At 33.7% G+C, this 10,520-nt stretch carries 9 protein-coding genes; 8 read left to right on the top strand and 1 reads right to left on the bottom strand.

Annotated features, from left to right (window positions below):
- Nucleotides 1-750: 750 nt before the first annotated feature.
- From AC1Q6O_RS21485 to AC1Q6O_RS21475, 3 genes are all read left to right on the top strand, one after another.
- Entirely contained in the window at nt 751-2,058 is a 1,308-nt protein-coding gene (locus tag AC1Q6O_RS21485) for an opine metallophore biosynthesis dehydrogenase (protein WP_008177773.1), read from the top strand.
- Between the two features lie 98 nt (nt 2,059-2,156).
- Nucleotides 2,157-2,909, top strand: a complete 753-nt coding sequence (locus tag AC1Q6O_RS21480; RefSeq protein WP_492402176.1) for an SDR family NAD(P)-dependent oxidoreductase — start codon at nt 2,157-2,159, stop codon at nt 2,907-2,909.
- A gap of 59 nt (nt 2,910-2,968) precedes the next feature.
- Nucleotides 2,969-3,796, top strand: a complete 828-nt coding sequence (locus AC1Q6O_RS21475) for a GNAT family N-acetyltransferase (RefSeq protein WP_492402174.1) — start codon at nt 2,969-2,971, stop codon at nt 3,794-3,796.
- Between the two features lie 62 nt (nt 3,797-3,858).
- Here the strand turns inward: AC1Q6O_RS21475 and AC1Q6O_RS21470 are convergent, their stop codons facing one another.
- Nucleotides 3,859-5,337, bottom strand: coding sequence for an L-lactate permease (locus AC1Q6O_RS21470; RefSeq protein ID WP_090001421.1), 1,479 nt, complete (start codon nt 5,335-5,337; stop codon nt 3,859-3,861).
- A gap of 142 nt (nt 5,338-5,479) precedes the next feature.
- On the opposite strand from AC1Q6O_RS21470, the gene AC1Q6O_RS21465 reads away from it, so the two are divergent.
- The 5 genes from AC1Q6O_RS21465 (at nt 5,480) to AC1Q6O_RS21445 (ending at nt 10,378) form a co-directional block, all read left to right on the top strand.
- Nucleotides 5,480-6,046: a helix-turn-helix domain-containing protein gene (locus AC1Q6O_RS21465; protein WP_008177781.1), complete on the top strand. Its 567-nt coding sequence runs from the start codon at nt 5,480-5,482 to the stop codon at nt 6,044-6,046.
- Between the two features lie 343 nt (nt 6,047-6,389).
- Entirely contained in the window at nt 6,390-7,514 is a 1,125-nt protein-coding gene (locus AC1Q6O_RS21460) for an ABC transporter (protein ID WP_239354619.1), read from the top strand.
- A gap of 17 nt (nt 7,515-7,531) precedes the next feature.
- Nucleotides 7,532-8,743 (top strand): ABC transporter permease, encoded by a 1,212-nt coding sequence (locus tag AC1Q6O_RS21455; protein WP_342550315.1) that lies wholly within the window; start codon nt 7,532-7,534, stop codon nt 8,741-8,743.
- A gap of 11 nt (nt 8,744-8,754) precedes the next feature.
- Nucleotides 8,755-9,675, top strand: a complete 921-nt coding sequence (locus AC1Q6O_RS21450; protein WP_089986490.1) for an ABC transporter ATP-binding protein — start codon at nt 8,755-8,757, stop codon at nt 9,673-9,675.
- A 73-nt stretch (nt 9,676-9,748) separates the two neighbouring features.
- Nucleotides 9,749-10,378, top strand: coding sequence for a DUF3885 domain-containing protein (locus tag AC1Q6O_RS21445; protein WP_090001427.1), 630 nt, complete (start codon nt 9,749-9,751; stop codon nt 10,376-10,378).
- Nucleotides 10,379-10,520: the final 142 nt, after the last annotated feature.

The raw sequence follows: 10,520 nt of genomic DNA, 5'->3' as shown, positions 1-10,520 counted from the left end.
TAAGCAAAAAGGGAAATCGAACAGCATCGATTTCCCTTTTATCTTGAATATTAGCTAGTTTTGTCCCAGCCTCTTTTAATTTTATCGATAATGTAAGCCAAGGCACATGGTATACAATTTTCTAACATCATTTATGGCATCTAATTTACCTAGTGGGCCTCTGACATCCCGTAGCAAAACCATTCTAGAATCTTCTAACCACTAACAAAATGAAAGCTAAATCAAAGATGACATAAAAATACAATTTATACTGTGACATTAAAAAATACATCGAAATAGTCATAAAGAATACGGCATATATTGAATTTTAATCCTCTAAAATAGAAGTTGGGAAGTGATCGATATAGATATCATTAGTCGAGAATCTAAAAAATAACTCTTCTGTCTGTATTCATAACATAGAAAAAGAGTCTAATAGTTTTTAGTTAAAGGACCTCATGTTAGTATCTGATCTTTTTATAAAGAAGTATTCTCTCAATTGAACAATAATCAGTAAGGAAACACGCCGTTGTACAAGATTATTAGCTCAACTTTTTTAGCGTAAATATGACATAAACCAATAATAAGCCGGATTAAGTAAAGATGTTCTAGTTGATATGCGTCATGGAGAGGGGCTACCATCTTTTTTAATGATTCAATGTAAAAAGTAGACCAGAAAAAATGGCGAATAATGGTGAAATAATACTTCCTCAAAGTGATGTTATTTTACATCAAAAAGAACAATGACTTTTTTTAGATGAGGAGATAGCTATGACATATTTTAATAGTGTGTTGATATTAGGAACAGGACCAACAGCCATTCAATTAGCTGTAAATTTTAAAAGTCATCTTAATAGTAAAGTAGCTATTGCAGGTCGTGAATCTATACGCTCTAAAATTTTCTTTGAAACTATCGTTCAACATCAGCTTGCACTTCAGGTTTCTATTCAAAATACACAACATCAATCTGTTGCAGGAGAATGTACAATTGATGGATTATTTAAAGGATACCATACAATATACGGTAATTGGGATACCGTTGTACTAAGCGTTACTTCAGATTCCTATATTACTGTATTAGAACAAATAGATAACAAAGTCTTGAGGGAAGTTAACTGCTTTATATTAATTTCACCAACGTTCGGCTCAAGTCATTTAATTACCAATTTCCTAAAGAATCTATCTACACATGCAGAAGTCATTAGTTTTTCAACCTATTATGGAGATACTAGATGGTTGGATGACATTCCGTCAAATAAAGTAATGACAACTGGGGTAAAGAAAACACTTTATATTGGTTCAACTAACTCAAAATCAGAACGATTAGATGAATTATGTATATTATTTAATTGTTTGGGAATTCAATTAACAAAATTCACATCTCCACTTGAAGCAGAAACAAGAAATATATCTTTATACGTACATCCTCCCTTATTTATGAATGATTTTTCCTTACAAGTAATATTTGATGAACCAAAGACACCAAAGTATGTGTATAAACTTTATCCTGAAGGTCCCATCACATACACAACAATCCGTCATATGCTAAATTATTGGAAAGAAGTAATGACAGTGGTGAATGATTTCAATATTCAACCTCTAAATCTATTAAAGTTTATGGTAGATGATAATTATTCATTGCATCCCGCAAGTATAGATAGGAAAGATATAGAAAATTTTAATAACCTTGAGTCTATCCATCAAGAGTATTTGCTCTATATTCGTTATGCATCCTTGTTAATTGATCCATACTCTAAACCAGATCGAGAAGGAAAGTACTATGATTTCTCAGCAGTTCCTCTTAAAAGGATTTTTATTAATCATAATAGAGAATGGGATATTCCTAGAATGCCAAAAGAAGATTACTATCGTGTAAAAATCATTCAGGGTGTTGCAAAAGCCTTGAATTTGAAAAGTCCAACACTAGATTATTTTGTACAAACCTATGAGGCAAAACTGCAACAAGTAGTAGCTTCATCTGAAAATAAAGCATATTCAGATGCCTTCCAAGTAAAATCTTTTTCACAAGACATTGAGTTAATTTGTAAGGAATTAATTTCAAGTAAATACCCAAAATAGTAATAGTTATATTTACATGAATATACGAACCTTCTTAAAAGGTTTAACAATGTTAAATAGAGAATAACTAATATAAACGTTTTGTTAGGAGAGAGGCTATGCATAACTTATCCGGCAAGGTTATTCTCATCACAGGCGCGAGCTCAGGTATTGGACTTGCTACCGCCGAGTTAATGGCGGCTCAGGGCGCTAAAGTAATTATTCATTATCATACAAATGTGAATGGGGCCATGGAGGCTGTCCAACGTATTCATGAAAAGGCTGGAGAGGCGATTGCCATTCAAGCTAATGTTAGGAATAAAGAAGAAGTGAACGCAATGGTTGAACAAGCTATTTCCTCCTTTGGCACAATTGATGTATTAGTGAATAACGCAGGTGGTGGCATCCGCCAAAGTACATTTATGGATATGAGTGAGGAGCTATGGGAGGAAACGTTTCAGTTAAATGTCACTAGTGTTCTCCTATGCTCCCAAGCTGTATTAACATATATGATTCCCGTAAAATCCGGAAAAATCATCAATGTCTCTTCAGCGGCTGCACGAATTGGGGGGGCAGGGGAAAGTATCCATTACGCATCTGCAAAAGGGGCCATCAATACAATGACAATTGGCATGTCCAAAGAGCTAATTGACTATGGAATTATTGTGAACGGGGTTGCGCCTGGAATAGTAGAGACACCTTTTCAAGATAAATTCGCTCCTGGCGATCATCGTCTTGAGCGGCTGTCTTCTACTGTACCTATTAAACGGGCTGCAACAGCTAGAGAAGTAGCAGAAGTCATTGCCTTCCTTTCTTCTGATGCCGCCAACTATATTCTAGGTGAGATTATAAATGTTAGTGGCGGAAGGTAAATAACATAGTAGCTTATGTAGCAGTGGGTCTTTCATTGTAGAAAAGGTAGGGATGTTGGATGATCGTAGAATTAGATAAGGCAGATTTTAGTAAATGTAGGGAACTGTTAAATGAGCAGGGGCAATTAGAAGCAAAAGCAGTTGTGGAACGTATAAATCCGGGTCGTATTTTTGTAGATAACCGTGATAATCCGTCATCCGGGCTAATTTGGTTAGGTAATAATGATGGATTTATATTTTTTGGAAGTGAGCAAAATGAGGAATTTAACAATGAATTAAACAATTTGATTGACAATATAATTATCCCAGCAGCAAAAAAAGTGCAACTAAAATGGTTTGAAGGCGTTGGCAATCATGAAAAATGGAATCCTATTATTGCAAGCGTTTTTGAACATCGCCATTTAGGGAGCTGGCTTCAAAGAGTTTACACTTTACAGCAGGGTGATTATAAAGGGGACACTGTACCAATAGTGAATCATGAATATGAGCTATGTAAAATCTCTGCTACACTTCTTGACAATAAGGATCATTCAATCCATAACATCGTTTTTTTGCAATCCAAAATAGAAGCATTTTGGTCTTCAACAGATATTTTCCTCAGCAAGGGCATGGGCTATTGTATAATTCATCATAATGAGATTGTGAGTACATGTATTTCAGGCTTTGTTGCTGCAAATGTACATGGCATAGATATCGAAACGATAGAGGCTCACCAAGGAAAAAACTTAGCCCAAACACTCGCACACCATTATGTTCAAGAATGTTTAAAGAATAATTGGATTGCCTATTGGGATTGTATGGATATGAACAAGCCTTCTGTTGCAATTGCAGAAAAAATAGGGGACAGAAATAGGTTTCATTATACTGGCTATGAATTTTCACTGTAACTTAGATAGAAATGATGAAGATTTTTAACTAGAATCCACTTTCAAAGTGGATTCTTATCATGTTATCGGAATATGAAAAACAGGAATAATTCAATTAAAATAATAGTCAAAGTTCCTAAACCAACAAAAAGTATCTTTTTTTGAATTTCATTTTCGTCCGTACTTATTTTACATACTGAACAGCTTAAAGCTACCCTCGAAGGATTGACCATTGTCATTAACGAAGAACTTACATTTTGCGAACATGCCACTAGAATAGGGGACATTCCTATATGTAGGGCTGTTTCTGTTTGTAATCTAATGAACATCGTATTTGAAGCGGTGTTACTTCCTGTTAAAAAGCCGCCAATTGCACCGATTAAAGGTGAAACAAAAACATAGAACTGACCAAAGGATTGTGCCGCTAGTAAAGAAAGTAACTGAATCATTTTTGCCTCGGACATGATCTCAGAAACAACTACATACAAAAAAGTTGTTATGATAACTGGATAGCATTTTTTGAAAGTCGAAATAATACTTTCACTTATTTCTAAAACTTGTAGTCGATAGAAGAAAATAGTAAAAATACACACGATACATAGAAAAAAGCCAGGAGAATACAAAATGGATAGTTCAAAATTATATTTTTCAATCGTTAATAGGAATGTCCTTGATAAATAATTTTTTAGAGGAATAACCATTCTTGAGATAAATAAAAGGACTATTAACAGTAAATAGGGTGTTATATTTTTAATTGTATTTGATTCTTTTTCTAGTGAAGCCGTCCCATGCGTTGTATTCCTTTTTTTAATCATCAAAAAAATAACGAAGATGACCGTTAAAGATCCAAATAATCCTGCAAGCTCTACACTCACAAATCTATTGCATACCCAAACAGAAGCCCCTAATATTAATCCTACAAATAATACGGTGAATAGCCTTTTCTTCAAAGCTCTAAAGCCTACTCCTATGTAAACTACTAATAGGGCATAATAAATATAAATGGGTAAACACATTAAAGCACTGCCCATCCCCATTTTATCTAAATCTACATTACCTAATGTTGCCCCGATTATTGTTCCCATGGCCAGAGTTCCCCAAGGAATGATACATAAACTAATTAAGGCAATAAGAGATGACTTCATTGGACTAAATCCTAATGCAATAAGTAAAGGAGCTATGACAATGACTGCCAAACCAAAGCCACTAACAGATTCAATTAATGGGGATAGTCCTAATGCTAAAATGAGAATTTGAAAAATCTTGTCATCGGTAGCTTTAGTTATAGAGGAAGCTATTCCATCAATGGCTCCCGCTTTATCCATTAAGTGAAATAAAAGAATACCGAAAAATAATATATAGGCGATAACTGACGTAGTTAGCGAGCTTTTTATGATCGGTTCTGTTAAATCAAATATGCTACTATGAAAGAAAGGGGATAGTGCAATAGCCGCTGTTAAAAAGCAGGCTACTATTCCAGTAAAAATAGAAGACTTTTTCAAAACAAAAATCATAAAAATAATACTAATTAAAGGTAGGATAGCAAGTAAAAATTTTAACAATTAAATCACTCCCTTTGATTTCATGTAATTTTCCTATAGTGTAAATCTTTATTCTATAGTGTATTATTTTACGTTAAAATCCGTAAAAGGGAAGAGTTTTTTAAATTTTAACTCATTTTAATTAAAGAATGGAGAAATACTAATGGAATTTGGAAAACAAGTAAATTTTATTAGAAAAAAAAGAGGCATGAGTTTACAGGAGCTTTCAGCGTTGAGTAAAGTAAGTACATCTATGCTTTCTCAAATTGAACGTGGCGGAAAAAATCCAACAATTACTGTAGCTTGTCAGATTGCGGAGGCTTTAAATACCACTTTATCGGCATTATTAGATTCGCAAGAAACGAGAGAAATAGTTGTGATAAGAAAAGAAAAGAGGCCCGTGTACTTTGATGAAAGCTCTGGTTTTCAGAGACATTTATTGTCTCCATCCTTTCCGTCAAGAGGAATTGAATTTGTCAAAAATGTAATTCCACCCCTTTCAGAATCTGGAATATTCCCAGCCCATAAATCTGGAGTTAAAGAATACATATATGTGGAAAAAGGTAGCTTAAACGTGGAACTATCAAAAGGGGCTTATAAAGAACAATTAAATGAGGGGGATTCATTCTTTTTTGAGGCAAATACGGAGCATAGATTTATCAATGAGACGGATCATGAATGCATTTATTTTTTAGTTATTGATTCAACTCAAAGTAAGAATGGTAGTTGAACTGCCATTTTCAGATGTCTTATTAATAATTGATCCATTAAGGACTGTCAAAAGCAGTCCTTTTATTTATGTCGTTTTTCATTAAAAGCACACACTAGATCATTACTACTAAAATGACAATCTAAAAATACGTAACAAGAAAAATACTTAGAATGGTTAAATAGTTCAGCTATTAAAAAGTAATGAGATTTTATAGTTTCATATTATTTATTTGCTATCCATCCAATAAATAGCAAATTTTTATTCGTACTATTCATAACCTTTAAAATACAAAAAATTGAAAAAATATCCACGAAGCATTATCATAGTATTCTAAAGACTTTCACAATTAAAGGCGAGGAGGATGCCAGTGTTAAAAGCATTAAAAGTAGGTCTAGTAATGGAGCGAGCAAATCGAAGAAATTTAGTTGCACTAATTGCTGTTGTAATGATCGTTTTTGGCTTTATGTTTTATATAAAGGCGCAAGCCGTTGGTAATCAGCTTATTGAGAAAAAGGGTGATTATTATTCAACACAGGCTATATTATCAAAGTTTCAAGTGAAGGATGCTTCGGAAACAGGTGATGGTAGCGACATATTTAAAAATTTGACGAAGCAAAAAAGTAAGATTGCATTGCAAATAGCCACATTAACGATGGACAGACAATCCATGTATTATGAGTCTTCACTTCAGCTTGCTGAATTAAGACAAGAGGCATTCCAATTAGAAGGATACCATGATATCGCAGAATTATTACCCTCTAAATTACAAAATTCGATGGACTATCTTTATTTTAAATGGATGAATGATGCGGGAAGGGATACAATAACCGACTTATTTCAATACATACCTTTCTTATTATTTTTCTTTAGTTACGTAGGCGCGGGCTGGTACATATTTATTAGCTTCCAAACAAGTTCTATTTTGCTAGATGATTTTGAGCATTCTAGTTTAATTCAAGGCTTTCCTGTTCGTTTTGATTCCTATATTTTATCTAAATGTATGATTTCTTTGTTAGCCATCCTAACAAGCTTTTTACTCATTTTTATTTGCGCTAGTCCTTTATGGATCGTACATGGACTTGGTAACCCACTAGATCCTGTAGGAATTTACGTAGGAGATGCTGTATTAATCTCTTCCGTCCAATATATCGCGATGAGCCTTGGCTATATGTTCGTCATCTCCATTTTCGTTATGCTACTGTCGATTATATTGAATGTATTACTGAAAAATATGTATTTAACATTATTTGTGCATTTTATCTTGTTCTTTTTACCGATGATTTTCCCATCTTTAATTAGTGTATTTCCCTATAATCCTTTCAATTTCATGAACTTCAATGATATTTTACGAGGCGTACCAGTAGATTTAGCACAGCCTGTTGATATTACGATGAATCTAGGATTAATCATATTGTTTATCTGTATTATTTTAATGTTATTCGCTATTAAAACGTTTTTCTCAACAGGAAAAATCAAAAGGGCATAGGGGAGGTATTCATTAGCATGTGGAGTTATTTCAAATTTGAATTCAAACAATTTTTTACGAATAAGAAAAACTTAGCCATCTATTTTTTGCTTGCTTTTGCAACCTTCTTTTATGTGTTTAAAATAGCACCTGCATATAATCCGATTGAACAAGTCGAATATGAAGAAATTGAGGCTCGCTATTTAACACGGCAGGAATTTTTAGATTCGATGGAGGGTCAAAACATATATAGACTACATCCGGCCATCATCTTTGCAATTGATATATTTAAGCAAATTAATCCAATAGATAAAGCGAGATTAGAAGCATTAGATGAGGGGGATCTAAAAAAATATGCAGAGGTAACTCGTGACTGGTACTACTTTACGAATGCGATTACATACAAAAGTGATTCATTCTCCTATAACTCAAAGTATTTTATAAAAAATAATGATTATGCAGAAGATGATGCCTTTTATGCTTATTTAGAGCAGGCAGCCCGTTATGATACGTATGCGAACGCAAATTATGAATTATCAACGGAAATTTTCGAACAGCGGACAGCGCTTCAAACGTTCGAGCGTTTATTAAAGGGATTACTACCTGTTATTTTAATTGTGTGTGTACTACTTTTAGCCATTGATATCGTCACAAAAGATCGACGTCATCCATCCATTATCAAAGGATTCCCTATTAGCGATTGGAAAAAGCTATTTGTGAAAATGGTCGTTGTCCTACTAGGGAGTTTAGTATTATTTGTACCCCTTTTAGCTGGGCTCATTATTATAGGCTTACAATCCGGCTTTGGAAATTTCAATTTACCATCACCCATGTATGCTCCTCATCTCGAATGGCGTCAGGAAGGTAAATTTGAACCGATGACTTTAGGGATGTTTTTAGGACAAACCCTCATCCTGCTTTTAACTTGGTTTATGGTCATCATCAACGTTGTACTATTGTGCAGTATCATATTCCGTAATGAGATGATGAATTTTGCCATCGGCTTACTCCTTATTTTTGGCGAGAAGTTTTATTTCAGCCGATATGTTGGTTACTTTTGGGATATTCAAATCTACCCAACTTCTTACATTCAAGTCGGACAAATTGTTTCAAAACAACGAAATTTTTATTATATGAACGATTTTTTAGATTTCAATTTAGGATTACAGTTGTTACTTGTCTTAGCTGTAGTCATCATTTTATTCATGCTGCTTACTGTTATGAATAGACGTTATAAGCTAATTAAATAGGGGGGACACAGGTGATTGATATTCAAAATATTACTGTGCAATTTGCGAAAAAAACAGTGTTAAATGATATTTCAATGACATTTGAGCAAGGAGAAATGATTGGACTTGTTGCACCAAATGGAACAGGAAAATCCACATTTATGAATGTGTTGATGAATTATGTAAAGCCAATGAAAGGGAAAGTAGTATTTAAAGATGGAATAAGCTACTCGAATAAATCAAATGAAGTAAAAATTCATAGTTTTGTGTCGATGATGCCAGACCAAAGCGACTTGTATAATCACTTAAGCGGGCGCGAACATTTAAAAATGTTTGCAACAATGTGGCAATCCGATTTAAAACTGATAGATGAAACCATCGAAATTTTGAATATGGGGCATTATGTAAATAAAAAAACAGGCACGTATTCCCTCGGTATGCGTCAGCGACTATGCTTTGCTATGCAAATAGTTACGGATACGGACATTATGATGATGGACGAGGTGATGAACGGACTTGATCCAAATAATGTAGAAATTATTTCGAAGATATTAGTAGAGAAAAAGGCGGAGGGAAAGGTTATTATTATTGCCTCACATTTACTCGATAATTTAGAGAAATATGCAGATCGAATTTTCTTGTTTAACGAAGGAAAACTAGTGGATACGAATCAAATAATAGAAGGTTTCAGTCAAGCGCATATTAAAACGATTCGCGTGAACAATCTGGAGAGTGCAACTGAAAAACAACTGTCTGAGCTGTTTCCAAACATAAAGCTGCAAACACTTACAAATGGTATAACATTAATTCATTTACCAAGCTCTGAGGCCGCTTTATTAAGTTCACTTACATCTTTTTTAGTGGAGAGAAATGTAGTGGATTTTGCATTCGGAAAAGTGACATTAAATGATTTGTATTCTATGTATTATCATGAGTATAAAAATGTGACCTAGTTTTTTTGAATTTTATGCTAGATGATGTGGGAAGGTGTAATATTTAATTAAAACTAAAGAAAGATTTGAGTGAATGACGATAGATGTTGAACAATATTTAAATAAGACTTTTCCTGGACTCACGTTAACTCCTAGCCTTTATCAGCAATGGGATATTGGCATTCACGTTGAATTCGGGGCTGGATTTTATCAATGGAAAGATAATGGCCGTCTAAATCTAGCAAGGTTTCATTATGTATACCATCAAGCTTTGGCCATTTTTAACGAAATATTTTCGTATTCAGATGAGATTTTACTTGTGACAAATGTTTATCAGTATAAGCCTGCTGAAGGTAAGAAAAAGCGCATAAAAGTTTATGATCGTTATATAAAAAATAAACAATTAAAATACCATTTAAAACAACAAACCTTGCCATATGTATGGGATGATGAGGATGTTTATATTTCACGATTTTCCTTAAAGTGCTGCAAACAAGATATTCACTATGTATTACTCATCAAAGCAGCCTGTAACGAGGATTTTCGCTTGAAGCCCAAATTTGGTACAGGCTATAGTTATCCAGATGTATTTTTTATTAATTTGACGAAAAATGTTATCTTTTTTATTTATGATGATAGAGGTTGTGAGGTCATCGCGACGAATAAAGAAACGATAAAACCTTTAGGACTAAAATTTAGGAACTGGATAGATAATCGCAAATGAGATGACATCGTTGCACATTCTCAATAGAACGAATGGATGCAGGAATTAATCAACATAAGCTTTTATGATTTTGCATCCATTCGTTATGACAAGCAAAGGATAGGAAAAATAATCACTTAGTGTTTTTTACAATGGTTTTCAT

It is taken from the genome of Lysinibacillus sp. GW823-FHT06C08, assembly GCF_058795135.1.
This window is presented reverse-complemented; position numbering and strand designations above follow the sequence as displayed.